Here is a 25,235-nt window from a genome sequence, read left to right as displayed (position 1 = left end):
TCTTTGGTAAATATGTTGATCGCAACTTTTAGACTGAAACATGCGCACGCTTTATAAGCGCCATGTTTTAGACGAGGAGATACCAAAATGGCACATAAAAAAGCAGGCGGTTCATCCCGTAACGGTCGCGATACAGCGGGTCGTCGTCTAGGCGTGAAAAAATTCGGTGGTGAGACTGTGGTTTCAGGCAACATCATTATTCGTCAACGCGGCACAAAGTGGCATCCGGGCGACAATGTTGGCATGGGTAAAGATCACACCATCTTTGCGACCTCCAACGGCAATGTCGAATTCCGCAAGAAAGCCAACGGCCGAACTTACGTGTCCGTGGCCCCGATGGCAGAAGCGGCAGAATAACACTGGCATGATTTTATACGATTTGCCGGTGTCCCAGACCCCGGAAAATCGATAAGGCACCCCTCCTGATAGGGGCCAAAAGATTGAAAGGGGAGATGGGACACCATCTCCCCTTTTCTTTTGACCTTTCACACCGCATCCCCTCCTTGCTGTTGAACAGCAGAAAAACCAAGGGGGGAATACCCGGGCAACACCCCAGGAGAGACCCATGTTGGACATAGATAAAAAACTTCAGCAAACCGAACCCGACTGTAGCGAGGGTTTGGGAAACAAGAACTTTCTGTTACGCCAGCCTGCGCAAGCGGATTTGGACATGTTGGTTGCATCAGCAACAAACCCGGTCCTCGCCAAAAATCTCTGCAGCAACTGGTTGCCAACATCATCGCGGGCAGCAGACCTTTGGTTTGCCAGTCATAACCAAGAGACCAATCCGACCGATTTCCCCTTTGTTTTAACCGACATGAAGGGAAATTATCTCGGCACGGCTTGCCTGATGTTACAAGAAGAAAGAACTCAAGCCGAAATCAGCATCATGATTTGTCGCGACAAATGGCAAAATGGTTATGCCACCCGCGCTATTCAGGCATTGGCAGATTTTGCATTCTCAAACCCGAACCAAAACCACCCCAAACTACAAACCGTGACAGCACAATGCCGCGTTTCCTGCAGAAAATCGAGGCGTATCGTTGAAAAATGCGGCTTTCAATATAGCGGCACCGGCATGGCCCAGTCCCCACACTATCGCGGCATGATTCCGATAGACCGTTACCATTTGGATAGAGGCATATGGACAGCCATTCGCCATTGGGCAGGTGCCAGCCATATGCCGATATATAGAAATCAACCAACCAACCAACCTCTTGAGGTGAAAGGAGCAGCCTGATGCATTATCCAACCCTGAATAGCGAACGCCTTGTGCTGCGCCCTCCTCATCCAGAGGATGCACGACCTATCGAACAATATGTCAGCGCAACCAGCGTAAATGGGTGCCTCATCGAGAGACCCCACCCCTTTCCAAAAGGTGGAGCCCTGAATTGGATCGAGGCGCAAGCAAAGGGAGTGGCGGGCCTTAATCTTGCAATCACCCACGACAATACATTTGTTGGTGTTATTGGTATAAAAGCATCCAGTGAAAAGACCCTTGGAGTCTTTGCACCAACAATTGGCTATTGGCTTGCGCCCCCATTCTGGGGTAAAGGCTTTATGCAAGAAGCAGCGCGCCGTCTGTTAGACTGGTACATGCCCCATGAACCGACTGAAAAGATGTGCGCAGCGGCATTTGAAGACAATGAACGTTCTCTTAGTGTCTTGAGCAAGCTGGGTTTTCGAGAGGTTGACAGAAACTTAGCCTTCAGCCCGGCTCGAGGACATGAAGTTCCACAAATCAAAATGGAACTAACCGCAGAACGCTATCGGGAGCATGGTGCGTTTCACTGAAACGCACCATCACTCTAGAATTTATTTTTCGCGCCTATTCCGACCCCAAAAGGCGAGCAGCTTTTGGGCGATAGGCTGTAAGGAGCACCAAATGAAATTTCTTGACCAGGCCAAGGTCTATGTCCGCTCCGGCGACGGTGGAGCGGGTTGCATTTCCTTCCGGCGCGAAAAGTATATCGCCCTTGGCGGACCCGATGGTGGTGATGGCGGCAAAGGTGGCGATATAATCATTGAGTGCGTCAATGGCCTCAACACGTTGATTGACTACCGCTTCAAACAGCATTTCAAGGCCGAAATCGGCTTGCACGGCATGGGGCGCAATCGCAACGGCCATAAGGGCAAAGACGTCACCTTGCGGGTCCCCGTTGGCACACAGGTTTTGGATGAAGACAATGAAACCGTCCTTGTCGACTTTACCAGAGTGGGCCAAATCTATGTTTTGGCCAAAGGCGGCAATGGTGGCTTCGGTAACACCCATTTCAAAACATCGGTCAATCAGGCCCCACGTCATGCCAATCCCGGTCAAGAAGGCCAAGAGCACTGGATTTGGCTGCGGTTGAAACTGATCGCCGACGCCGGTCTGGTTGGCTTGCCCAATGCAGGAAAATCCACATTTCTCGCTTCGGTTTCTTCAGCCAAGCCCAAAATCGCTGACTATCCTTTCACCACACTGCATCCCAATCTGGGTGTGGTTGGCATAGACGGACGCGAGTTTGTAATGGCTGACATCCCCGGCTTGATCGAAGGCGCCCACGAAGGCGTCGGCATTGGCGACCGGTTCCTAGGTCACGTTGAACGCTGCCGTGTTCTTTTGCATTTGGTTGATATCACGCAGGACGATTACATTGATGCATACCGCGTGATCCGCGGCGAGCTAAAAGCCTATGACGAAGGTCTGGGCCAAAAAGATGAAATCGTCGCATTGACCAAAATTGACTCGCTCACCGAGGACGAGATCACCGAAAGAACGGACGCCTTTGAAGCCGCCTATGGCTTCCGCCCGATGGCTATCTCTGCTGTTGCCAAAACCAACATGGACGATATCCTGCGCGCACTCATGAGCAAGATTCAACTGGAAAACAAACTCGAATCCGATGCGGGAGAAGAACCGCAAAGCTGGCGCCCCTGATAAACCATCAAGACATAAAATCAAGCTGAAGACGGGACGTGTCGTGAGACTGCAGGACCAAAAACGAATTGTCATAAAAATCGGCTCGGCCACATTGGTGGACGAGAAGACGGGGCGTTTGCGAGCCGCTTGGCTGCAAACGCTGGTTGATGATATTGCCATGCTGAAAGAACAGGGCAAGGAAGTACTGATCGTCTCTTCCGGTGCCATCGCATTGGGACGTCGACAAACCAACCTGCCACAGGGAAAGCTGCGGCTCGATGAGAGTCAGGCCGCGGCCGCTATCGGGCAAATTGCGTTGGGCGAGGCCTATGCTGACGCCTTGCACAAGGTTGACTTGATCGCTGGACAAATCTTGCTCACCCTCAGCGATACCGAAGAACGACGACATTATCTCAACGCCCGCGCCACACTGACCACCCTGTTGGAGCTGGGTGCGGTTCCTATCATCAATGAGAATGATACGGTCGCCACATCCGAGATAAAATTCGGGGATAATGACCGCTTGGCCGCTCGTGTGGCCACCATGATCAGCGCCGATTGTCTGGTGCTTCTGTCCGACATCGACGGGCTATACACTGCCCCGCCCGCCACCAATCCGGACGCCCAGCATATTCCGGTTATCGAACACATCACCCACGACATTGAAGCAATGGCAGGCAGCGCAGGATCCTCGCTGGCCAAGGGCGGAATGGCGACCAAAATTGCAGCGGCAAAAATCGCAGTCAATGCGGGCACCACGATGCTCATCGCCAATGGCAACGACTATAATCCATTGCGTTCGATTATGAATGGGGCCAAATGCAGCTGGTTCACAGCCAAAACGAATCCGATCACGGAACGCAAGCGCTGGATCAACGGTCACTTGGAACCCCACGGCACACTCACACTTGATGCCGGCGCTGTCCGCGCTCTATTGTCTGGCAAAAGCCTGCTTCCAGCCGGCGTTAAAAAAATAGACGGCGATTTTGCCAAAGGGGACGCAGTGATTTTGCTGGGACCAGACGGAGAAGAAGTGGCGCGTGGGCTGATATCCTATGACTGTCAGGATTCCAACAAAATCCGGGGATGCAAATCGGCCAAAATTGCCGATATTCTTGGCTATAGAGGGCGCTCCGAACTGATTCACCGCGATGATATGGTGTTAAGCGGAAAAGATCCGGCAAACGCATAAGCTGCAACCCAAAGACCGCTTGACCCAAACGAAGCAATAAATCTATATCCGAGATAGACGAAAAGAGACGGACATGAACAACATGACGAGCACTGTGGCAGACATCATGAATGACCTGGGTGCCCGCGCGCGCCGCGCATCTCGTCAGCTAGCCAATGCCCCGACAGAACAAAAGAATAACGCTTTGCAGGCAGCGGCAAAAAGTGTCCGCGCAAGCGTCAATGCGATATTGGAAGCCAATGCCAAGGACGTCGCCAAAGGCGAACAAGACGGCATGAGCAAAGCCTTCTTGGATCGCTTGACCCTAGATAATGACCGTATCGAAGCCATTGCCTCCGGCCTTGACGCCATTGTCGCACTGGCAGATCCCGTCGGTGGAGTTATGGCAAGCTGGGACCGCCCAAATGGCCTCAATATCGAACGCGTCCGCACCCCTTTGGGTGTCATTGGCGTGATCTATGAAAGCCGCCCCAATGTAACCGCCGATGCTGGGGCCCTCTGCCTTAAAGCAGGAAACGCCTCCATTTTACGCGGCGGTTCGGATAGTTATCATTCATCGCGCGCGATTCACGCCTGCTTGGTGTCAGGATTGCAAGCTGCGGGTCTCCCAGTGGATTCCATTCAGGTGGTCCCCACCACAGATCGCGCTGCGGTAGGCGAAATGCTTAAGGGCTTGGGCGGCAATGTCGATGTGATCGTTCCACGCGGAGGCAAAGGATTGGTTGGTCGTGTGCAGTCCGAAGCCCGCGTGCCGGTCTTCTCCCATCTGGAAGGCATTTGCCACTTGTATGTGGACAAAGCCGCTGATTTGGAAAAAGCCAAAGCCATTGTGGTCAACGCAAAAATGCGTCGTACCGGCATTTGCGGATCTGCCGAAACCCTATTGATCGACCGCGCAGTGGCTGAGACGAGCGGCAAAGCCGTGTTGCGCGCCCTGTCCGATGCGGGTTGCGCCATTCGCGGCACAGAAGAAATCATCGCATTACTGCCAGCCGCCACACTGGCCAATGAAGAAGACTGGTCGACCGAATATCTTGATACCATCATTTCAGCAAAAATGGTTGATGGTGTGGCCGAAGCAATCGATCATATCGCCACCTACGGATCCAGCCACACGGAAAGCATCATCACCGAGGATCTTGAGGTTGCGACCCAGTTCCTCAATGAGGTCGATAGCGCAATTGTCATGCACAATGCATCTACCCAGTTTGCAGATGGTGGCGAATTTGGTATGGGTGCAGAAATAGGCATTGCGACCGGCCGCATGCATGCACGCGGCCCGGTAGGACTTGAACAACTCACCAGCTTCAAATATCGGGTGCATGGCACCGGCCAAATTCGACCGTAAAACTCTCCATTAAAGGCCTGAGCCTTTGTCACACCATCTCCAACCCATGCGGCAGGCGCGATGACGAGATCCCGTATTTACAGCTCTGGCTTGCCGCCCGTATCACCGGGGATGAAGGTTGGCCTCTACGGCGGCAGCTTCAACCCTGCCCACGATGGGCACCGCCATGTGGCTATTACCGCGCTCAGGCGATTGGGCCTTGATCGCATCTGGTGCCTTGTAACACCCGGCAACCCGCTCAAAGACATCAGCGCCCTACCCACACTTGAGACGCGCCTGTCTGGCACGGCGCAAGTGATGAACCATCCAAAGATCGACATAACCGGCGCAGAAAAGAAAGCTGGCACGCGTTACACTGCCGAAACCCTTGATTGGATCCAGCTTCGAACCCGAGGAATCGACCTAGTTTGGGTTATGGGGGCAGATAATCTTAAACAATTTCACAAATGGCAGCGTTGGCAAGACATTTTGACACGAATCCCGGTTGCCATTATCGACCGTCCCGGATACAGTCTGTCACCGCTTTATGCGACAGCGGCACATCATTTCGCTCATGCCCGCATTCCCAGTCATCGGGAAAAAGCATTGGCAACAATGGCGTGTCCGGCTTGGACGTTCCTTTATGGACCCCGTTCAAACTTGTCTTCAACCGCTTTAAGGCAAAGCGCGAAGATACAGCTGACGCCAGATAAGCAAGTGCCTTGAAAATGTCACACAGCATGACATAATTTAATTTGGCGTCGGTTCGATTTTCGAATCATTCTTTCGCCTGTCCAATTCCGTACATACGCTTTAAAGCGTCCGGTACGGGCAGAGAAACTGTTAATTCAGTTTGATAAACGAGGTGCATTCCTGTCCACCGCAACACACATGGAGATCATGCCCGAAGGCCCTTCTCCCGTTAGCCCAGTTTTGGATCGCAAAGATCCTGAACAGGCCCTTGACCTGATCCTCACAAGCCTGGATGATTCCAAGGCCGAAGAGATTCTGCCCATTGACCTGCGCGGCAAGTCTTCGCTTGCCGACTATATGATTATTGCATCTGGTCGTTCCCATCGCCACGTCGGTGCCGTCGCCGATCGTCTCCTCAGAGACCTTAAAGACAACGGCCTTGGCAACGCCCATGTGGAAGGTATGCCCAATTGCGATTGGGTGCTTATCGACACAGGCGACCATATTGTGCATATCTTCCGTCCTGAAGTCCGCGAATTCTACAATATCGAGAAAATGTGGACTGCTGAGTCTGAAGACGAAGCATAAGCCAACCGGATTTGAACGCCAGCCCCTGTCCCACACCACCGGGACAGATATGGCGATCAGAAGGATTGGAAAATGAAGCTCATCCTAGCGGCTATCGGACGGCAAAAAGCCGGGCCGGAGACAGAACTCGCCCTGCGTTATCAGGATCGGGCAAAAAAAGCAGGACGAACCCTCGGCCTTGCCGGACCTGAAATCGTCGAGTATTCCGAAAGCCGTGCTCGCAGCACGGGCGAAAGAAAAACGCAGGAAGCGGACCAGCTTTTAAAGGCACTGCCCGCAGGCTGCATCATCGTCGCACTGGACGAGCATGGACAGAATATGTCCAGCGAGTCATTTGCAAAACTCATCGACAAACATCGCAATGGCGGCAGTCCCGCCATGGCATTTGTTCTGGGCGGGCCCGATGGCCACGGACAGCCACTGCTGGACCAAGCCCACGTCAAACTGGCGTTAGGTTCCATGACTTGGCCGCACCAGATTGCGAGAGTTCTTCTCACTGAACAAATATATCGGGCAATCACTATTTTGACGGGCCATCCCTATCATCGTATTTAACCAAGCCGCACACCATTGTCTGGACAATGTGTTGGCTCAAACACACGGTAATAGGCGCATTTTTCTCATCGAGCGATTCCACCCGACGCGACCTTGCTCTACATTGCCAGCACGCAAACAAACCAGGTGATTCGGGTGCACAACGTGCCGCGCAGCAATAAAAACTCAGCGAAACACTCGGTCAAAACGGGATTATTCCCATCCGTTTTGCGAGCCTTTTGTTCGCGTCTGCTCTACCAAGTCACATTTTGTTTGTTGATTTTGGTTGGGGCAGCGTCCGCTTACGCACAACAGACAAATATCACCGAGCCTCCAATAACCGACGGCGCGAAGACGGCGAGAGAGATACAGCAATCCGAAGACGAACAAAAAGCAGCCCGTGCTCTGGAAGCCCGTCTAAAGGCGCGCAAAGAACAAGAAGCCACCCTCACACGCATCGAAGCTTCCATCGAAATGTCGAAAGAGAAGCAGAGTCAACTGGTGAAAGAAGTGGAGCAACTGCGGTCGGACCGAGAGACCATACAGTCCGACTTGATCGCCACGGCAGAACGAATCAAAGAATTGGAAAGTTCGCTATCAGATCGGGAAACCCGCCTGAAAATCCTTTTTGCCGATCAGACAGCCCTACGCGTATCATTGGCAGAACAACGCGATTCATTGTCGCAGGTTCTGGCCGCCTTGCAACGCATCGGACGAAACCCGCCCCCGGCTTTGGTGATTCGGCCCAATGAAGCACTCAATGCAGTGCGATCCGCCATATTGCTCAGCACACTGGTGCCAGAAATCCGCATAGAAGCACAATCTCTTGCCGCCCAGCTGGATGAACTTGTGCGCCTGCATACAAAAATCGAGACCGAAAAAACCGGACTGCAAAGTGGGTTACAAAAACTGGCAGAAGAGCAAAAACGCCTTGATCTTCTGGTTGCCAAAAAGAAAAATCAGGAAGCAGAATCCAAGCGCGCAGCAATTGACGAAGAAAAGAAAACCATTGAATTGGCCGCAAGAGCCAGAACCCTCCAAGACCTGATCAATGGCATGGAACAAGAGATCGAAGCCGCTCGCTTGGCTGTTTCAGAAGCCAAAGAAGCAGAGCGCCGCAGTCTTGAACAAAAGATTGAAAGCAAAAAACAAAAAATTGCTGCCTTGAAAGACGCCGCCCGCCTTTCTCCTGCCATACCTTTTGATAAAATGAAGGGACTTTTACGACTTCCCGCTCGTGGAGCACTTTTGAAAGATTTTGGTAGTAATGATGGGTTCGGCGGTCAAACCAAAGGTTTGTCCATCGCAACACGCGCAGGAGCCCAAGTGACAAGTCCGGCAGATGGATGGATAGTTTACGCAGGACCGTTCAGATCCTTCGGTAAACTCTTGATCATAAACACCGGAGACGGGTACCATGTCGTTCTGGCAGGCCTTGATGATGTGTTTGCGGAAGTTGGCAGTTTTGTTTTAACCAATGAACCGGTTGGAACGATGCAACAAGCTCGGTTGGCATCAACGGATCTTTTGGATGCGGGAATGTCTAAACCGGTGCTATATATTGAATTGAGAAAAGATGGTGTTGCGATCAATCCTGCACCATGGTGGACAGTAGCTTTGAAAGAAAAGGCAGACGGATGATCCGTAAACTCTCATTATTGCTTATTGGCGCCCTTATGGGTGCAAGCCTTGTCGTGACCCTGTCAGTGGCACCATGGAATGCGACTGGCATCGCCAATGCCGCTGGTGCCGAGACTTATCGTCACCTGAATCTGTTCGGGGATGTATTTGAACGTATCCGTCGCGAATATGTTGAGGAACCAGAAGACAAAAAGCTCATCGCATCCGCCCTAAACGGCATGTTGACCTCGCTCGATCCGCATTCCAGCTATATGTCACCGGAAAGCTTCGAGGAAATGAGCGTCGAGACATCAGGTGAGTTTGGTGGCCTTGGCATTCAGGTAACACTCGAAGATGGTCTGGTTAAAGTCATATCCCCTATTGACGATACCCCCGCCCATGCGGCTGGGATTTTGGCCGATGACCTGATCACACATCTTGATGATGAACCCGTGCGCGGCATGACACTCAGTGATGCCGTTGACAGAATGCGCGGCCGGGTTGGAACCAAAATCCAGCTGACGATCATCCGCAAGGAAGTAGAACAACCAATTAAGGTCGAGATTACACGTGAAATTATCAAAATCTCTTCCGTTAAATCAAAGGCCTACGGCAAAATCGGATATGTTCGCATCACCCAATTTAATGGCCAGGCTTTTGAAGGATTGAAGAATGCGATTGCTGACCTCGAGAAAGAGATTGGCGAAAAAGAAATCAAAGGCTTCATTCTGGATTTGAGATCAAATCCCGGTGGCCAACTCGATCAATCGATCGCTATTTCAGACACCTTCCTAGATCAAGGTGAGATTGTCTCCACCCGAGGCCGTAACAAAGAAGAAGTCAAACGCTTCTACGCACGCGCCGGTGACCTGACAAAAGGACTTCCTTTGATTGTCCTGATCAACGGCGGCTCAGCCAGTGCTTCAGAAATTGTGGCTGGCGCGTTGTATGACCACAAACGGGCGACATTGATTGGCTCCAAAAGCTTCGGCAAGGGGTCTGTTCAGACCATCATTCCTCTGGAAAACAACGGCGCAATTCGCTTGACCACAGCGCGTTACTACACCCCATCAGGCACATCCATTCAGGCCAAGGGCATTGTTCCAGACATTTTTGTCAAACAGGAACTGCCAGACGAACTGAAAGATCGGTTCCCACAAACCTCCACGACTGAAGCAAAATTGAAGGGTCATTTGGAGGCTGAAGGCGAAACGACAGATGATGCCAACAAGGGAGAAGGCGCAGAAGACAAGAAGAAGGAAACCTATTCTCCTTCTTATGTTCCGACTGAACTGGAAAAAGACACGCAGTTGCAGTATGCCCTTAAGCTGATGCGTGGCGAAGAAACCAACGTCGCTTATCCTGTTAAGGCCGAAAAATAAACTTTATCAAAAGACCGGCGGGCCCTTAGGGGTCCGCCTCATTTCTATCTCTTCAGGAGACGGATCGTGGCGGCGAATGATCTGAAACAGCCCTTGGGGCAAAATAAAAAGGCACCCGTAAGAGGCAGCCAGATCTTCATGCTTGGATCCGTAGGCACTCTCGCGGCAATGGTTATAGGACTTGTTGCATGGGTCGCCATCGTTGACGATCCCTATGGGGGATACGCAAGAAAGCACATCGATTTAACCGGCTCTCTTAACGAAACAGCCAGAATTGGCGTCGATGCCATTCGCCCAGGCATCAAACCCGGCATTCCCGAGACAACCCGTCCGGACCAAGAGGCCAACGCACAGGCTCCACTTTTTCCAGAGCCCAATTCAGGCAAGCCAAACGACCTACAAGACGGTCAAATACGTATTCTTGACCCGTCAGCGCCGTCATTGAACAGCGTAATCAACGACGACCCACAAGCGCCCTATAAGATATATTCCAGACCAATCAACAGCGATGCAATTGCAGGATTGCCAAAAATTGCGATGATCATTGATGGTTTGGGTCTATCACAGACAACCACCCAAGAAGCCCTCAGCCTCTTGTCCCCAGATGTCACCTTGGCTTTTGCACCTTATGGCAACAGCCTCTCGCGCTGGACCCAAAAGGCACGCAGTCAGGGGCACGAGCTGCTGGTTCAGGTGCCCATGGAACCGTTTGATTACCCAAACAATGATCCTGGTCCACATACTCTGCTGACAACAGCCAACACTGACGCGAACACAGCCAATTTGAAGTGGGTATTGGCAAGATTTGAGTCTTATGTCGGCGTTATGAACTACATGGGTGCCCGTTTCTCATCTGATGAATTGGCCGGTACGGATTTTATGCGAGAATTGCGAAAGAATGGTTTGCTCTACGTCGAGACAGGAGCGTCAGGACGTAGCAGGCTTAACGCCATCGCCACCAATTTAAGCGTACCGAACCTGCATGCTGATTTGGTTGTTGATTTTCGGGGGCGCGCTTCTGATATCGAAACACGGCTGATACAGCTCGAAGCCATAGCACAAGAAAACGGTGTCGCGCTCGGCGTTGCCTCTGCATTGCCAGCGTCGGTACGCAGCATCTCGGAGTGGACGCAGACCCTTCGTTCACGCGGCTTTGCTCTTGTCCCTGTCACCACTCTCTTGCAACAATAAGGCGATTTTCATGGTCTCCCGCGACAAGCTCCCCTACCGCGACTGCGTTGGCATTTGTGTCATCAACCAAGATAAGAAAGTTTGGCTTGGAGACCGTTTGGGATCGACCGAACTCCAAAAATCGAACTACACATGGCAAATGCCGCAAGGTGGCATCGACAAGGGCGAGGATCCACTGGTCGCAGCAAAAAGAGAATTGTTTGAAGAGACCTCTATCCAAACCATATCTTTGCTTAAAGAAGCGCCCGATTGGCTTTATTACGACTTACCTGACGATCTTCTCGGCATTGGCCTAAAAGGCAAGTTTCGCGGCCAACGCCAACGATGGTTTGCATTTCACTTTGATGGCGACGAGTCGGAAATCAATGTTCTCGCGCCCGGTGACGGCAACCAACATCAAGAATTTCAAGGTTGGCGTTGGGAGTCTTTACACGTTGTTCCCAACCTCATTGTACCCTTCAAAAGAGACGTCTATACACAAGTCGCCAACGTTTTTTCCGAACTTGTTATATAGCCCAACAATACATATTGGGCTCCGCGCATAGCCCTGTTCAGCCCACGCATTAAAACAAAAAAGGCCGCGAGATGAAATTCTCTGCGGCCTTTTTCTTTGTTTCTGCAGCGATCTTACTTTGAAACCGCGGCCTGCAACTTATGCAGTCGAGAGAGCCGAAGATCGGCTTCGTTCCTGACGTCATCACTTTGAGCGTCCGCAACATCTTCTTCCGCATCTTTAATCAACTGAGCCACCTTGTCGTGGTCCAGTTCATCGATCGGAAGCGCCTGTTCGACGAGCACCTTCAAGCCTGAATTGGCAACATCGGCAAAACCACCACGGACATAAATGTCGCGTTTGCTGCCGTCTTCCATCTCGGCTTCGAGAACACCAGGAGAAATAGAAGCGATCACAGGCGAATGATCTTTCAATACGGTAAAGAAACCGTCCAGACCTGGAACCACGACTGAGGTGCAGGATTCTGAAAGAACGAGCCTCTCTGGCGAAACCAGTTCAAAACTGAAAGCTTGGGCCATGATGAATACCTACTTCCCGGAAAAAAAGGCGTAAGACGCCGCTTAAGCGGCGTCTGCTGCTAGTTTCTGAGCCTTCTCCATTGCTTCGTCCATGGAACCAACCATGTAGAAAGCAGCTTCCGGCAAATGGTCATATTCACCTTCAACAAGGCCTTTAAAGCCTTTGATGGTGTCTTCCAGTGAAACCAGCTTACCAGGAGAACCAGTAAAGATCTCGGCCACATGGAACGGCTGGGACAAGAAGCGCTCAATCTTACGAGCACGGGCAACAGCCATTTTATCTTCTTCAGACAATTCATCCATACCAAGAATGGCGATGATATCCTGAAGAGCCTTATAGCGCTGAAGAATTTCCTGAACCCGACGTGCAACCCCATAATGCTCTTCGCCAATGATGCGAGCGTCAAGCATACGAGACGTGGAATCAAGCGGATCAACGGCAGGATAAATACCCTTCTCCGCAATGGAACGGTTCAACACGGTGGTTGCGTCCAAGTGAGCAAAGGAAGCTGCAGGCGCCGGATCGGTCAAGTCATCGGCTGGCACGTAAATGGCCTGCACGGACGTAATCGAGCCTTTATGCGTCGTGGTAATGCGTTCTTGTAGCGCACCCATATCGGTTGCCAATGTTGGCTGGTAACCCACAGCAGAAGGAATACGACCCAAAAGGGCAGACACCTCGGAACCGGCCTGTGTAAAGCGGAAGATATTGTCCACGAAGAACAACACGTCCTGACCTTCATCACGGAACTGCTCAGCGACGGTCAGACCGGTCAAAGCAACACGAGCACGGGCTCCTGGAGGCTCGTTCATCTGGCCATAAACCAGCGCACATTTAGAGCCTTCACCGCCGCCTTCTTTGTTCACACCGGATTCGATCATTTCCCAGTATAGATCGTTACCCTCACGGGTACGCTCGCCTACACCAGCAAACACCGAATAACCACCGTGGGCTTTGGCGATATTGTTGATCAATTCCATGATCAAAACGGTTTTGCCGACACCGGCACCACCGAACAGACCAATCTTACCACCCCTTGCATACGGAGCCAGCAAATCAACCACTTTAATGCCTGTCTCCAGAATCGCAGATTCGGTTGACTGGTCAACAAATGTAGGCGCCGGTTGGTGGATTTCGCGGGTCATTGTCGCACCAAGTTCCCCTGCTTCATCAACAGGTTCACCGATGACATTAACGATACGCCCCAGCATTTCTTTACCAACAGGAACCGCAATCGCGCCACCAGTGTCAGAAACAGGCTGGCCGCGAACCAAACCTTCGGTACTATCCATCGCGATGGTACGAACAGTGTTCTCACCAAGGTGAAGAGAAACTTCGAGCACAAGGCGTTGGCCATTGTTTTCAGTTTCAAGTGCGTTCAGAATGGATGGAAGTTCACCCTCGAACTGGACGTCCACAACAGCGCCGATAACCTGCGTGATACGTCCGGTAGCTTTTAATGCTGCCATTCGTCTATCCTCATCAATCGCCGTCAGAGCGCCTCAGCACCCGAGATGATCTCAATCAATTCACCCGTGATCTGAGCTTGTCGCTGGCGGTTATATGACATTTCAAGCTTGTTGATCATGTCACCAGCGTTACGGGTCGCATTGTCCATAGCAGACATACGAGCCCCTTGCTCAGAAGCACCATTTTCAAGAATCGCCCGGAAAATCTGCACCGAAACGTTTCTTGGTAGAAGATCCGCTAGGATTTCCTCTTCACCCGGCTCATATTCATATATGGCACCAGATGATTGTGATCCATCGTCCTCTTTCTCTTCAAAAACAGCCGGGATGATCTGCTGCGCGGTCGGAATCTGTGTCACCACAGACTGGAACCGGGAGTAGAAAAGAGTGCAGACATCAAACTCACCTTGCTCATACTTATAAAGCAACGGACGTCCGATGCGAACTTCAGCATCCGTGAAATTGACTTTTTTCAAATCACGCATATCAATGACATCAATGATGTCATTGCCGAATTCACTCTTGAGTGCGTCAAAGCCTTTTTTGCCTACGCACAACATCTTGACTGTTTTGCCCGCCGCCTTCAGAGCACGGGCTTTATCGCGCGCAAGACGCGCGATAGAAGAGTTAAAACCACCACAAAGACCACGTTCCGCCGTACAAACCAACAACAGGTGCCTCTGGTCCGAACCAGTTCCTGACAGAAGCTTCGGCGCGGTGTCATCACCGGCAAAATTTCCTGCAACGTTGGCAAGCACTTCGTCCATACGTTCGGCATAAGGCCGCGCATCTTCCGCCGCGCTTTGCGCACGACGGAGCTTTGCAGCCGCAACCATCTGCATGGCTTTGGTGATCTTCTGTGTCGCCTTAACCGAGGCGATACGATTCTTGAGGTCCTTAAGGCTTGGCATGTTAGCCTCCGTTCCCCGTCAGTCCCAGCGAATTACGCAAAATTCTTTGCGAAGCTGTCGACCGCCGCCTTCAGTTTAGATTTGAGTTCGTCATCAAGGGCTTTCTTGTCGCGAATACCATCGAGCACGTCTTTATGCTCGTTACGCATCACAGAAAGAAGGCCTTCTTCAAACGCATGAACCTGGCTGACTTCAATGCCGTCCAGATAGCCGTTTACACCGGCATAGATCACAGCAACCTGCTCTTCCACTTTCAATGGGGAGAACTGAGGCTGTTTCAACAGCTCGGTAAGACGGGCACCACGGTTAAGCATTTTTTGTGTCGTGGCATCGAGATCGGAACCGAACTGCGCAAAAGCAGCCATTTCACGATACTGCGCCAGCTCACCCTTAATCGGGCCAGCAACTTGCTTCATGGCTTTAATCTGAGCCGAAGACCCAACGCGCGAGACCGACAAACCAACGTTCACAGCAGGACGAATACCCTGATAGAACAGATCGGTTTCCAGGAAGATCTGACCATCTGTGATTGAAATCACGTTGGTCGGGATAAACGCAGACACGTCGTTCGCCTGAGTTTCAATAACCGGCAATGCGGTCATGGAACCAGAGCCATTGTCTTCGTTCAACTTCGCCGCGCGTTCCAGCAGACGAGAATGGAGATAGAAAACGTCACCAGGATAAGCTTCACGTCCTGGAGGACGGCGCAGCAACAGGGACATCTGGCGATAGGCAACAGCCTGCTTGGTCAAATCATCATAGACCAACAAGGAATGCATACCGTTATCGCGGAAAAACTCACCCATCGCACAGCCAGCAAACGGAGCCAGGAACTGCATTGGAGCAGGGTCAGATGCGGTAGCCGCAACGACGATGGAATATTCCATCGCACCATTTTCTTCCAGCGTTTTCACAAACTGAGCAACCGTAGAACGCTTCTGACCGATGGCCACATAGACGCAATATAGTTTTTCATTCTCAGAACCGGTGTCATTGATTGACTTCTGGTTCAGAATGGCATCCAGCGCGATCGCGGTTTTACCGGTTTGGCGGTCACCAATGATCAGTTCGCGTTGTCCGCGACCAATCGGAATGAGAGCATCAACGGCTTTAATGCCGGTCTGCATTGGTTCGTGAACCGACTTACGAGGAATAATCCCCGGAGCCTTCACGTCCACACGACGACGTTCAGTGGACTCAATTGGTCCCTTACCGTCGATAGGGTTTCCAAGCGGATCAACGACGCGGCCCAAAAGGCCTTTGCCGACAGGTACATCAACAATGGCACCAGTACGCTTTACGACATCGCCTTCCTTGACGGCACGGTCATCGCCGAATAGCACGGCTCCGACATTGTCCATTTCAAGGTTAAGAGCCATGCCGCGCATCCCACCAGGGAATTCCACCATCTCACCAGCCTGAACATTGTCCAGACCGTAGATGCGGGCGATACCATCACCAACAGAGAGAACCTGACCAACTTCGGAGACTTGGGCGTCCGAACCGAAGTTTTTGATCTGCTCTTTGAGGATTGCGGAAATTTCCGCGGCCCGAATATCCATCAGCCGACCTCTTTCAGTGCAATCTTGAGCGAGTTGAGTTTAGTGCGCACAGAGGAATCAACCATCTGCGAACCGACTTTTACAACAAGGCCACCGAGAAGCTCGGCATCGACCTTGGCATCAATCGCAATATCCTTACCCAATGCGTCTTTGAGAGACGCCTTAAGCGCCGTCAAATCTGCATCACTCAAAGGCTGAGCAGATGTGACCTCGGCCACTTGCTCACCACGATGAACAGTAAGAATATTACGGAAAGCTTTTATAATCCCCGGCAAAGAAAACAGCCGACGATTTCTGGTGACGACACGAACGAAATTGCCGACGATGCCAGTAATTTCAGCTTTATCAAGAATGGCTGATAGAGCCGTTAGCTGTTCGTCAGCCGTAAAGACAGGACTCTTGACGAGTCGCATGAAGTCTTCACTCTCGGACATGATAGCATCGACACGACCGAGATCTTGCTCGGTAGCCTCAATGGCGTTTTCTTCAAGGGCGAGGTCAAACAACGCGCGAGCGTATCGTTCGGCCACTCCTGAAATCTCTGAATTTTTATTCGTCACCTGGTCGCTCTCTGACATTTGGAGATTGATCCCATCACAACAGTGTAACCCCATTTTGGTGTCTCTGCCATGAGAGAGTACGCCTCATCTGTCTGGGATCGCATCACCCCTAAAACCGTTGCTCGTCTAGCACATGCCTAGACCATGCGCAACATTACCTTAAAGGCCATAAGTCGTAAATCGCCTTTCTAATGCAAAAGACTGATAAATAAAGCCCTGACCATTTAGACGAAAGACACAGGATCGACATCTATTTGCACACGCAGCGATCCTTTTGGTTTCGGGCATTGGGATAACCAAAGCCGCAACCATGGCGAAAGAGAAAAACTCCGAGGAGTCGCCACCAGCAATCGAAAGCGATAGCGGCCACGAAGCACAGAAAGCGGCGCTTCTGCCGGTCCCAATACCCGCACGTCATTCTCGCGCGGCACAGCCCGAACCATCAGTCGGCCATAAGACAAAGCAGCCTCTCTATCTTCCGCCGACAGGATGATGGCTGCCAATCGCCCAAAGGGCGGCATCATGGCTCTATGACGTTGTTCAAGTTCATATGTGTAAAACCCCTCACGATCCCCATTTGCGAGTGCAGCAATCACCGGATGATCGGGCGCGTAGCTTTGCAATAAGCCGCGCCCCTGCCCCGTGTGCCGCCCCGCACGACCGGTTACTTGCGCCAAAGTTTGAAAAACCTTCTCCCCAGCCCGCAAATCTCCATGCGCCAACCCCAGATCGGCATCAATCACACCAACCAGCATCATCGCAGGGAAATTATGCCCTTTGGCCACGAGCTGCGTGCCGATGACAATGTCCGCCTTGCCTGAAGAGATCAGCTCCAGTTCGGTTCGCAATTGCTGCACACCATGGATCAGATCACTGGAGAGAATCACAATATGCCGGTCCGGCCACAAGCTGGCAGCCTCTTCCGCAATACGTTCGACACCGGGACCGCATGCCACGAGACTGTCTTCTTGGCCACATGCAGGACACGCAGGCGGAACGGGCTCGCAATGACCACAATGGTGACAGACCAATTGCTTACGGAAGCGATGCTCCACCAACCAAGTGGAACAGGAAGGACATTGAAATCGGTGCCCACAGGTCCGACACAAGGTCAACGGGGCATAGCCACGCCGATTGAGGAACAACAGACTCTGTTGACCGGCCTCCAACGTCTCATTCACCGCCTCAATCAGCACAGGCGACAGCCAGTGGCCCTTCTCTGGCGGATTGGCCCGCATATCAATCAGCGCGATATCCGGCATCGACTGGCCACCAAACCGATCCGGAAGATGTATCCGACTGTAACGCCCCTGAAGTGCGTTGTTGTGACTCTCTACCGAAGGCGTTGCGCTTGCCAACACCACAGGAAACCCGGACAAATGCCCCCGCACGACGGCCATGTCCCGTGCATTATAAATCACACGGTCTTCTTGTTTATAGGCGCCGTCATGCTCCTCATCGACCACAATCAGCCCCAAATCACGAAACGGCAACATCAGCGAGGATCGTGCGCCGACAACAACTTGAATTTCACCCGTCGCCACACCGCGCCATATCAAGTTTTTATAGCGCTGCGACTGACCGGAATGCCATTCGCCCGGTCTTACACCAAAACGCGCTTCAAACCGATCCAGAAACGCGCCGGTCAGCGCAATTTCGGGCACCATGATCAAAATCTGCTTACCGTGTCGTAGGGCTTCGGCAACACCTTCAAAATAGACTTCTGTCTTACCAGACCCAGTCACACCATCCAGCAGCAAGCCTGCAAAACAGTCAGCTGCAACAGCCTGACGCAACTGCTGCGCGGCTACTTCCTGCTGTTCGCTCAACCTAGGGGCGGCAAAATCAGCTTGAGGTGTCGCCACCAACGCTGGTGCGGGCAAAAAGCAAGGCTCAAGCGTACCGGCCTTGACCAACCCATCAACAACCGAGGCAGAAACCCCACTGCGCTCCACAATATCCGCTTTGACCTGTGCAAGACCACCTTCCATCACCGATAGCACCTGCTCGCGCGCCTTGGTCATGCGCGCGGGTACAGGGCCTGCCAGACGCAGGGCCTTTATCGGCTTGGGTGGCAACAGCGATTCTTCTCCACGCAGCACCATCCGCAGCACCATGCCTCTTTGAGCCAGAGTATACTGCGCAATCCAATCAACAAATTTGCGGAAATTCGCTGACAACACCGTGCCGTGATAAACATGCTCTATATCTTTAAGGCGGTTGTTGTCAGTAAACGCGACGTCATCATCCCACACCACGCCCAGCACGGATCGCGGCCCCAATGGCACCTTGACCACCTGTCCGGCAACCAGTTTTGACGGCGCAGCCCCATCTTCAGTATCCAATGGCCCATTTGGCACCCGATAACTGTAGCTACTGTCCACATAAACCGGCACCAAAACCGACACAATTTGGCATGTTGACGACACGATGATCCTTATGTTTATTTTTTGCGCTTAAATAAACGGCTGTATGGACACTAGGGGCTGACCTTTGCCCCACTTTGGTTTAAGGAACATAAGCAAATCCGACAAGCATTTCCAATCGGGAAAATTGTACGGACCTATGGCTAACGGAAACGGAGCTCTGAGCACAATGAAATTCTTCGTAGATACTGCTGATACCAACGACATTCGCGAGCTGACGGCTACTGGCTTGATCGATGGTGTTACCACAAACCCGTCTTTGATCGTAAAATCCGGCCGTGATTTCAAAGAAGTCATCGCAGAGATTTGTGAGCTTACCGATGGCCCCGTTTCTGCCGAAGTGACCGCTCTGGAATGCGAAGCCATGTTGGCCGAAGCTGCAGAACTGCTAAAAATCGCCAAAAATGTTTGTATCAAGGTGCCATTGACGATTGAAGGCCTGAAAGCCTGTAAAGCCCTGACAGACCAAGGCCATAAGGTCAATGTGACCTTGTGCTTCTCCGCCAATCAGGCCCTTCTGGCTGCCAAAGCTGGTGCAACCTTCATTTCCCCATTCATCGGCCGCCTCGACGACCTTAACATCGATGGCATGGAACTGATTGAAGACATTCGCACCATTTATGACAATTACGGTTTTGAAACAGAAATTCTGGCTGCATCCATCCGCACAGCCAACCATGTAAAAGAATGCGCATTGGCCGGCGCTGATGTTGCAACCATCCCTCCAGGGGTGATCAAGGGCCTTGCCAACCATGTTCTGACTGAAAAAGGTCTCGAAGCCTTCTTGGCTGATTGGTCAAAAACAGGCCAATCTATCGTTTAAGGGCAAAAGCCATCAGGCTATCGCCTTAAATGTTGAGTAAAGCTTATCCCCGATGTTTGAATAAGGCATCGGGGTTTTTGATTCGCAACACCCTGAACGCCATTCGGACCGGATAGAGACCAACATGGCCCCCAAAACGGCAGCAACAGGCAATGCACCGCTTATTATCGCCACACCAGCCTTGCGCCAATCTCAACAAGCATGGCTGCAAAGCCTTGCAAATGAGCGCCGTCTGTCACAAGCAACATTGCAAGCCTATGATCGGGACTTGGATCAGTTCCTCAGCTTTCTAACAGCACACATGGGCGAGCCTGCTGATTTATCTCATTTCCCATCGCTTCGCCCTGCTGACATTCGCGCCTTCATGGCCAAGCGCCGCAAGACAGGTATCACATCGCGCTCCCTTGCGCGCATCATGGCCGGCGTCCGATCTTTCGTCCGTCATCTAGAAGATCGCGGGCAAGCAACCTCTGCACCCTTCAATGCCATTCAAACGCCCAAATATTCGAAATCTCTTCCCAAACCCCTGACAATGGATAAAGCCAGAATGCTGGTCGACCCGAGCCAGTCGCTAGCAACCGAGGCATGGGTCACGGCCCGTGACAGCACCGTGCTGTTATTGCTCTATGCAGTTGGTTTGCGGATTTCCGAAGCGCTGGCCTTGACCCTCAAGACAGCCCCCTTCTCTGGACAGGATGCCCTGACGGTCACCGGCAAAGGAGGAAAGCAACGCCGACTTCCCGTCTTGCCCGTGGTGCAAAAGGCTCTGGATCATTATGTTTCGCTCTGCCCGTTTGAGCTAAAACCCGATGAGCCGATGTTCCGAGGCGTCCGTGGCGGTCCACTCAGCCCACGCATCGTGCAAAAAACCGTCGAAACAATGCGCGGGGCACTTGGTTTGCCCGACAGCGCAACGCCACATGGTTTGCGGCATTCTTTTGCCACGCATCTTTTGGCCAATGGCGGCGACCTGCGCACCATCCAAGAGCTTCTGGGCCACGCCAGCCTGTCCACCACACAAAGCTATACCGAGGTAGAAATGTCCGAATTGATGGATATTTACCAAAAAGCACATCCTCGTTCCTGAACCACGAAGTGCGAGGAATTCGGTATTAAAGACTCATCCAAAACAAACCAAATCTTATGGTTCTATTAACAGCGCCGTAACACAATTATGATAGGGTCATTACCAAGTGCCGCGAACGGTGCTGTACGAGGATCTTTTGCAGAAAAATTGGATCAATAAATCACTATATGAAAGACTAAACGGTTCCCAAACCATTCCTTTGCTTGCACCCACATCCAAGACATCCGTCCTACTGTCGGGCTAGCAACAATCGAAATTCCGGAGGAAACTGATGATGTATCGGGCCGCAATATTACTCTTCGCTCTTTTGGCAACAACTGCCAACGGACAAGCCGGAGGGTGTATCCAGTCCCTGTCTCTAGGCACTTGGGTCAACCCATTCGCCGGATACAAATCGGACATCACCAAACTGGAAATCCGGGAAATCTGCACAGCCGAAACAGTGCCTCATATTCAGGTTAAAACATACACCGCTTGCGCACCACGAGATTGCACTTGGGGCCGCGCCATTGCCAAAGAGACAAGTGGCAATCGACTGACCGTTAGCTACAACACATTTTATGCCAAGCGCACAGTAACAGTCTCCATCAACGGACGACGCATGGATGCCAAAGTTTTGGACGACTTCCACGATTCCCGGAAACCAAACGGCAACCGCTCTTTCGTTTTATGGAAAAAATAAAAGACCCTCCGTTTGAAAAAAAGGCTGCCAAACAGCAGCCTTTTCCTAACGGTTGATTGCCATCCCCTGAACGGGCTCACATATGGATTGCGCGTTTGTCGACTGCGAAGGCCGCTTCTTTTACGGCTTCTGACAGCGTTGGATGGGCATGGATGGTGCGCGCCAAATCCTCTGCAGAGCCAGAGAAGGCCATCAGCACGGATGTCTCGTGGATCAACTCGCCAACCCCTGCGCCAATCATATGGACACCCAGAACCTTGTCACTGGCCTTGTCAGCCAAAATCTTAACAAACCCGTCCGTATGGCGCTGCGCTTTGGCGCGGCCATTGGCGGTGAAGGGGAATTTGCCAACATTGTAGGCAATACCAGCGTCTTTCAGCTGTTCTTCAGTCTGACCGATAACCGCAATTTCCGGCATGGTATAAACAACACCCGGGACAAGATTATAATCAACATGCCCAGCCTGACCGACCAGAATTTCGGCCAGCGCAACGCCGTCATCTTCAGCCTTATGTGCCAGCATTGGTCCGACGATCACATCACCAATTGCATAGATACCGTCTATATTGGTTTTGAAATGTCCGTCCGTCGCCACGCGACCGCGGTCATCCAGAGCTACACCAACCTCTTCAAGGCCCAGACCGTCGGTGTAAGGACGGCGACCAATCGCGACCAAAACCACATCTGCGTCTAACTGCGATGCATCGCCACCGGCAGCAGGCTCAATTGTAACCTTGAGGCCTTTTTTGTCTTTTTTAACGCCGGTAACCTTGGAGCCGAGTTTGAAATCAAAGCCCTGCTTTTTAAACATGCGCTGGGCATTTTTGACGATCTCGCCATCCATACCGGGCAAAATACGATCCAAATACTCAACAACCGTCACTTCAGAGCCCAAACGACGCCAGACTGAGCCAAGCTCAAGCCCAATCACGCCAGCACCAACCACGATCAGTTTGCCAGGCACCTTGTCCAGCTCCAGCGCGCCAGTGGAAGATACAATCTGTTTTTCATCTATTTCGATGCCGGGCAGATTGGCCACGTCAGAACCAGTCGCAATGACGATATTCTTGGCATCAAGCGTTTGTTCATCGCCCTCATCCGGCGTGACTTGCACTTTGCCAGCAGCAAGAATTTTACCCAAACCGTGAAAAACATCGATCTTGTTTTTCTTGAGCAAAAAATTCACGCCAGTCACATTGCTGTCAACGACTTCATTTTTGTGCCCCATCATGGCCTTGAGATCCAGTTCAGGGGTGCCAACCTTGATGCCCATATTGGCAAAATCATGCCCAGCCTCTTCGAACAGCTCAGAGGCATGCAATAAGGCCTTAGAAGGAATACACCCCACATTCAAACAAGTGCCGCCGTGGGTTTTTCGTTTTTCAACAACAGCCACTTTCAAGCCGAGCTGCGCGGCGCGGATAGCACAAACATAGCCGCCGGGGCCCGTACCAATCACAACAAGATCATAAGACATTTTGTTCACTCCTGAGGGAACTAAGATCGATAGAGCACATTGTGCTTCACCCACGCAAACAGCACAACGCAGAAACCGCATATCTGCAAAATGACCAAATTGCGTACGCTATCCAGACTATCGAATTGAGAAACAAGAAAACCGGTCGCATAAAGCCACGCAACGAGCGCCAACTCGGAAGCAAACCAGACGGACAACACCCGAAAAAAGGACGGGCGTGACAAAACAAGAATGATGGCACCAACAACCCCCAGCGCCGAGACAATCGCCCGTACAGGCCAGAAAATCTGGGGGATCAATTCCAATCCCGACACCGTTGCAGCATTGTTTGATATCGCACTAGAAACGAGAAATCCGCCAATCAGCCAAACGAGGGCTGAAAAAATCACGAAGAAGGCACAAAGCCAACTTCCAATTTTTAAAGAAACGGCCAATCTCTCGCCTTTCTTAAGCGTCTGAGAACGCCCCATATCACACCATCGAACCAAACAGAAACGGGGCATCAACTGCCCCGTCTCGAATGATTAAAGCTTAAAGATCCAACACCAAACGCTGAGGATCTTCTAGACCTTCTTTGATCCGAACGAGGAACGTCACGGCTTCTTTGCCATCAACGACCCGGTGATCATAGGACAAAGCCAGATACATCATGGGACGAATGACTATTTCACCATTCCGCACAACAGGACGATCTTCAATGCGATGCATACCCAGAATACCGGACTGCGGTGCGTTGAGGATAGGCGTCGACATCATAGAGCCATAGACACCCCCGTTGGAAACGGTGAAGGTACCGCCCTGCATTTCTGCAATGGTCAATTGACCGTCACGCGCACGACGTCCGAACTCTCCAATGGACTTCTCGATTTCGGCGATAGACATTTGGTCCGCATCACGCACTACAGGTACAACAAGACCACGTGGCGAACCAACCGCAACACCCAAATGCACAAAATTCTTGTAAACAAGATCTGTGCCGTCGATCTCGGCATTAACAGCCGGAATTTCTTTCAGGGCCTGACAGACAGCCTTGGCGAAAAATCCCATGAAGCCAAGACGTACACCGTGTTTTTTCTCGAACAGATCTTTGTATTCTTTGCGCAGATTCATCACTGCGGACATGTCAACGTCATTAAACGTAGTCAGCATGGCAGCAGTGTTCTGAGCATCTTTCAAACGGCGCGCAATAGTCTGACGCAATTTTGTCATGCGAACACGCTCTTCTCGCACAGCGTCTTCTGCGACAGATGCCGGTCGGCTAGCGACAGGAGCAGCAACAGCGGCGGCAGGTGCAGTAGCACCAGCTGCAATTGCGTTGATTACATCGCCTTTAAGAACTTGACCGCGCACACCCGAACCAGCAACAGCGGATGCGTCAACTTTTTTCTCGGCAAGCATTTTGGCAGCAGCTGGAGCAGGAGGCATTGAGCTTGGTGCTACAGGTGCAGCAGCAGCTGGGGCCGTTGGTTCAGCGTCGGACGGCTTAGCAGCAGCGGCCGGCGCAGGTGCGGCTGCGCCAGCACCTTCCATCAACATCGCAAGCAGAGAGCCAACTTCGACAGTTTCACCTTCCGCAGCAACAATGTCACCCATAGTACCAGCCACAGGAGCTGGCACTTCGATGGTCACTTTATCGGTTTCCAGTTCCACAAGAGGCTCATCGGCCTGCACCGCTTCACCTGTTTTCTTAAACCACTGACCGATGGTTGCTTCGGTCACAGACTCGCCCAAAGTTGGGACTTTGATTTCCGTAGCCATTTGTTATTTCTCACA

At 51.8% G+C, this 25,235-nt stretch carries 25 protein-coding genes; 16 read left to right on the top strand and 9 right to left on the bottom strand.

The window, feature by feature from the left end; translation table 11 throughout:
- Nucleotides 1-87: 87 nt before the first annotated feature.
- The 13 genes from rpmA (at nucleotide 88) to C0081_RS16145 (ending at nucleotide 11,946) form a co-directional block, all read left to right on the top strand.
- A complete protein-coding gene (rpmA, locus tag C0081_RS16205) occupies nucleotides 88-357 on the top strand; it encodes a 50S ribosomal protein L27 (RefSeq protein ID WP_101534856.1) in 270 nt (89 codons plus the stop codon).
- 208 nt (nucleotides 358-565) lie between these two features.
- Nucleotides 566-1,240: a GNAT family N-acetyltransferase gene (locus C0081_RS16200; protein WP_101534855.1), complete on the top strand. Its 675-nt coding sequence runs from the start codon at nucleotides 566-568 to the stop codon at nucleotides 1,238-1,240.
- Complete coding sequence (locus C0081_RS16195) at nucleotides 1,240-1,794, top strand: GNAT family N-acetyltransferase (protein WP_101534854.1); 555 nt, start codon at nucleotides 1,240-1,242, stop codon at nucleotides 1,792-1,794. The genes C0081_RS16200 and C0081_RS16195 overlap by 1 nt, the downstream gene beginning before the upstream one ends.
- Nucleotides 1,795-1,885: 91 nt before the next feature.
- Nucleotides 1,886-2,923, top strand: a complete 1,038-nt coding sequence (gene obgE, locus C0081_RS16190; protein ID WP_101534853.1) for a GTPase ObgE — start codon at nucleotides 1,886-1,888, stop codon at nucleotides 2,921-2,923.
- A gap of 43 nt (nucleotides 2,924-2,966) precedes the next feature.
- Nucleotides 2,967-4,097 carry a glutamate 5-kinase gene (gene proB, locus C0081_RS16185; protein ID WP_245417974.1) on the top strand — a complete coding sequence of 377 codons (1,131 nt, stop codon included), beginning with the start codon at nucleotides 2,967-2,969 and terminating at the stop codon, nucleotides 4,095-4,097.
- 73 nt (nucleotides 4,098-4,170) lie between these two features.
- Nucleotides 4,171-5,445 (top strand): glutamate-5-semialdehyde dehydrogenase, encoded by a 1,275-nt coding sequence (locus C0081_RS16180; RefSeq protein ID WP_245417973.1) that lies wholly within the window; start codon nucleotides 4,171-4,173, stop codon nucleotides 5,443-5,445.
- A gap of 60 nt (nucleotides 5,446-5,505) precedes the next feature.
- Nucleotides 5,506-6,150 (top strand): nicotinate-nucleotide adenylyltransferase, encoded by a 645-nt coding sequence (locus tag C0081_RS16175; protein ID WP_101534851.1) that lies wholly within the window; start codon nucleotides 5,506-5,508, stop codon nucleotides 6,148-6,150.
- Nucleotides 6,151-6,324: 174 nt separating this feature from the next.
- Nucleotides 6,325-6,705 (top strand): ribosome silencing factor, encoded by a 381-nt coding sequence (gene rsfS / locus C0081_RS16170; RefSeq protein WP_101534850.1) that lies wholly within the window; start codon nucleotides 6,325-6,327, stop codon nucleotides 6,703-6,705.
- A 72-nt stretch (nucleotides 6,706-6,777) separates the two neighbouring features.
- Nucleotides 6,778-7,260, top strand: a complete 483-nt coding sequence (rlmH, locus tag C0081_RS16165) for a 23S rRNA (pseudouridine(1915)-N(3))-methyltransferase RlmH (protein WP_101534849.1) — start codon at nucleotides 6,778-6,780, stop codon at nucleotides 7,258-7,260.
- 252 nt (nucleotides 7,261-7,512) lie between these two features.
- Nucleotides 7,513-8,880 (top strand): murein hydrolase activator EnvC family protein, encoded by a 1,368-nt coding sequence (locus C0081_RS16160; protein WP_146006485.1) that lies wholly within the window; start codon nucleotides 7,513-7,515, stop codon nucleotides 8,878-8,880.
- Nucleotides 8,877-10,241, top strand: coding sequence for a S41 family peptidase (locus C0081_RS16155; RefSeq protein ID WP_101534847.1), 1,365 nt, complete (start codon nucleotides 8,877-8,879; stop codon nucleotides 10,239-10,241). Before C0081_RS16160 ends, C0081_RS16155 begins: the two co-directional genes overlap by 4 nt.
- Nucleotides 10,242-10,307: 66 nt before the next feature.
- Nucleotides 10,308-11,432, top strand: coding sequence for a divergent polysaccharide deacetylase family protein (locus tag C0081_RS16150; RefSeq protein WP_101534846.1), 1,125 nt, complete (start codon nucleotides 10,308-10,310; stop codon nucleotides 11,430-11,432).
- A 10-nt stretch (nucleotides 11,433-11,442) separates the two neighbouring features.
- Nucleotides 11,443-11,946 (top strand): RNA pyrophosphohydrolase, encoded by a 504-nt coding sequence (locus C0081_RS16145; RefSeq protein ID WP_101534845.1) that lies wholly within the window; start codon nucleotides 11,443-11,445, stop codon nucleotides 11,944-11,946.
- 113 nt (nucleotides 11,947-12,059) lie between these two features.
- Here the strand turns inward: C0081_RS16145 and C0081_RS16140 are convergent, their stop codons facing one another.
- The 6 genes from C0081_RS16140 to C0081_RS16115 all read right to left on the bottom strand — a co-directional run bounded on the left by C0081_RS16140 (nucleotide 12,060) and on the right by C0081_RS16115 (nucleotide 19,396).
- Nucleotides 12,060-12,464: a F0F1 ATP synthase subunit epsilon gene (locus tag C0081_RS16140; protein ID WP_101534844.1), complete on the bottom strand. Its 405-nt coding sequence runs from the start codon at nucleotides 12,462-12,464 to the stop codon at nucleotides 12,060-12,062.
- A gap of 42 nt (nucleotides 12,465-12,506) precedes the next feature.
- Nucleotides 12,507-13,934 carry a F0F1 ATP synthase subunit beta gene (gene atpD / locus C0081_RS16135; RefSeq protein ID WP_101534843.1) on the bottom strand — a complete coding sequence of 476 codons (1,428 nt, stop codon included), beginning with the start codon at nucleotides 13,932-13,934 and terminating at the stop codon, nucleotides 12,507-12,509.
- A 23-nt stretch (nucleotides 13,935-13,957) separates the two neighbouring features.
- Complete coding sequence (locus C0081_RS16130) at nucleotides 13,958-14,845, bottom strand: F0F1 ATP synthase subunit gamma (protein WP_101534842.1); 888 nt, start codon at nucleotides 14,843-14,845, stop codon at nucleotides 13,958-13,960.
- Between the two features lie 32 nt (nucleotides 14,846-14,877).
- The gene (gene atpA, locus C0081_RS16125) at nucleotides 14,878-16,407 is read right to left on the bottom strand and encodes a F0F1 ATP synthase subunit alpha (RefSeq protein WP_101534841.1); all 1,530 of its coding nucleotides are present in this window, start codon (nucleotides 16,405-16,407) and stop codon (nucleotides 14,878-14,880) included.
- Nucleotides 16,407-16,985 carry a F0F1 ATP synthase subunit delta gene (locus C0081_RS16120; RefSeq protein WP_101534840.1) on the bottom strand — a complete coding sequence of 193 codons (579 nt, stop codon included), beginning with the start codon at nucleotides 16,983-16,985 and terminating at the stop codon, nucleotides 16,407-16,409. The genes atpA and C0081_RS16120 overlap by 1 nt, the downstream gene beginning before the upstream one ends.
- A 206-nt stretch (nucleotides 16,986-17,191) precedes the next feature.
- Nucleotides 17,192-19,396: a primosomal protein N' gene (locus C0081_RS16115; protein ID WP_245417972.1), complete on the bottom strand. Its 2,205-nt coding sequence runs from the start codon at nucleotides 19,394-19,396 to the stop codon at nucleotides 17,192-17,194.
- A 166-nt stretch (nucleotides 19,397-19,562) separates the two neighbouring features.
- Here C0081_RS16115 and fsa point away from each other — a divergent pair, with 166 nt between their 5' ends.
- From fsa to C0081_RS16100, 3 genes are all read left to right on the top strand, one after another.
- A complete protein-coding gene (fsa, locus tag C0081_RS16110) occupies nucleotides 19,563-20,216 on the top strand; it encodes a fructose-6-phosphate aldolase (protein WP_101534838.1) in 654 nt (217 codons plus the stop codon).
- A 124-nt stretch (nucleotides 20,217-20,340) separates the two neighbouring features.
- Entirely contained in the window at nucleotides 20,341-21,303 is a 963-nt protein-coding gene (locus tag C0081_RS16105; protein WP_101534837.1) for a tyrosine recombinase XerC, read from the top strand.
- A 271-nt stretch (nucleotides 21,304-21,574) separates the two neighbouring features.
- A complete protein-coding gene (locus C0081_RS16100; protein WP_146006484.1) occupies nucleotides 21,575-21,985 on the top strand; it encodes a hypothetical protein in 411 nt (136 codons plus the stop codon).
- Between the two features lie 76 nt (nucleotides 21,986-22,061).
- Here the strand turns inward: C0081_RS16100 and lpdA are convergent, their stop codons facing one another.
- Genes lpdA through odhB form a run of 3 tightly spaced genes read right to left on the bottom strand, consistent with a single transcriptional unit; the run spans nucleotide 22,062 to nucleotide 25,220 of the window.
- On the bottom strand, nucleotides 22,062-23,462 hold the full coding sequence (lpdA, locus tag C0081_RS16095; protein ID WP_101534835.1) for a dihydrolipoyl dehydrogenase: 1,401 nt from the start codon (nucleotides 23,460-23,462) through the stop codon (nucleotides 22,062-22,064).
- Between the two features lie 20 nt (nucleotides 23,463-23,482).
- Complete coding sequence (locus C0081_RS16090) at nucleotides 23,483-23,965, bottom strand: hypothetical protein (RefSeq protein WP_146006483.1); 483 nt, start codon at nucleotides 23,963-23,965, stop codon at nucleotides 23,483-23,485.
- A gap of 28 nt (nucleotides 23,966-23,993) precedes the next feature.
- Entirely contained in the window at nucleotides 23,994-25,220 is a 1,227-nt protein-coding gene (odhB, locus tag C0081_RS16085) for a 2-oxoglutarate dehydrogenase complex dihydrolipoyllysine-residue succinyltransferase (RefSeq protein WP_101534833.1), read from the bottom strand.
- Nucleotides 25,221-25,235 lie beyond the last annotated feature (15 nt).

It is taken from the genome of Cohaesibacter celericrescens (assembly GCF_002866925.1).
GTDB lineage: Bacteria > Pseudomonadota > Alphaproteobacteria > Rhizobiales > Cohaesibacteraceae > Cohaesibacter > Cohaesibacter celericrescens.
Note: the sequence above shows the minus strand (reverse complement) of the source record. Positions and strands in the feature narration are given on the sequence as shown.

Coding starts and splice junctions, on each gene's coding strand:
- atpA (WP_101534841.1), bottom strand. CDS start 16,407: ATGGATATTCGGGCCGCGGAAATTTCCGCAATCCTCAAAGAGCAGATC.
- C0081_RS16130 (WP_101534842.1), bottom strand. CDS start 14,845: ATGCCAAGCCTTAAGGACCTCAAGAATCGTATCGCCTCGGTTAAGGCG.
- C0081_RS16090 (WP_146006483.1), bottom strand. CDS start 23,965: ATGCCCCGTTTCTGTTTGGTTCGATGGTGTGATATGGGGCGTTCTCAG.
- rsfS (WP_101534850.1), top strand. CDS start 6,325: ATGCCCGAAGGCCCTTCTCCCGTTAGCCCAGTTTTGGATCGCAAAGAT.
- fsa (WP_101534838.1), top strand. CDS start 19,563: ATGAAATTCTTCGTAGATACTGCTGATACCAACGACATTCGCGAGCTG.
- C0081_RS16175 (WP_101534851.1), top strand. CDS start 5,506: ATGACGAGATCCCGTATTTACAGCTCTGGCTTGCCGCCCGTATCACCG.
- rpmA (WP_101534856.1), top strand. CDS start 88: ATGGCACATAAAAAAGCAGGCGGTTCATCCCGTAACGGTCGCGATACA.
- C0081_RS16100 (WP_146006484.1), top strand. CDS start 21,575: ATGATGTATCGGGCCGCAATATTACTCTTCGCTCTTTTGGCAACAACT.
- C0081_RS16145 (WP_101534845.1), top strand. CDS start 11,443: ATGGTCTCCCGCGACAAGCTCCCCTACCGCGACTGCGTTGGCATTTGT.
- obgE (WP_101534853.1), top strand. CDS start 1,886: ATGAAATTTCTTGACCAGGCCAAGGTCTATGTCCGCTCCGGCGACGGT.
- C0081_RS16105 (WP_101534837.1), top strand. CDS start 20,341: ATGGCCCCCAAAACGGCAGCAACAGGCAATGCACCGCTTATTATCGCC.
- C0081_RS16180 (WP_245417973.1), top strand. CDS start 4,171: ATGAACAACATGACGAGCACTGTGGCAGACATCATGAATGACCTGGGT.
- C0081_RS16120 (WP_101534840.1), bottom strand. CDS start 16,985: ATGTCAGAGAGCGACCAGGTGACGAATAAAAATTCAGAGATTTCAGGA.
- lpdA (WP_101534835.1), bottom strand. CDS start 23,462: ATGTCTTATGATCTTGTTGTGATTGGTACGGGCCCCGGCGGCTATGTT.
- odhB (WP_101534833.1), bottom strand. CDS start 25,220: ATGGCTACGGAAATCAAAGTCCCAACTTTGGGCGAGTCTGTGACCGAA.
- C0081_RS16140 (WP_101534844.1), bottom strand. CDS start 12,464: ATGGCCCAAGCTTTCAGTTTTGAACTGGTTTCGCCAGAGAGGCTCGTT.
- C0081_RS16155 (WP_101534847.1), top strand. CDS start 8,877: ATGATCCGTAAACTCTCATTATTGCTTATTGGCGCCCTTATGGGTGCA.
- C0081_RS16200 (WP_101534855.1), top strand. CDS start 566: ATGTTGGACATAGATAAAAAACTTCAGCAAACCGAACCCGACTGTAGC.
- atpD (WP_101534843.1), bottom strand. CDS start 13,934: ATGGCAGCATTAAAAGCTACCGGACGTATCACGCAGGTTATCGGCGCT.
- rlmH (WP_101534849.1), top strand. CDS start 6,778: ATGAAGCTCATCCTAGCGGCTATCGGACGGCAAAAAGCCGGGCCGGAG.
- C0081_RS16195 (WP_101534854.1), top strand. CDS start 1,240: ATGCATTATCCAACCCTGAATAGCGAACGCCTTGTGCTGCGCCCTCCT.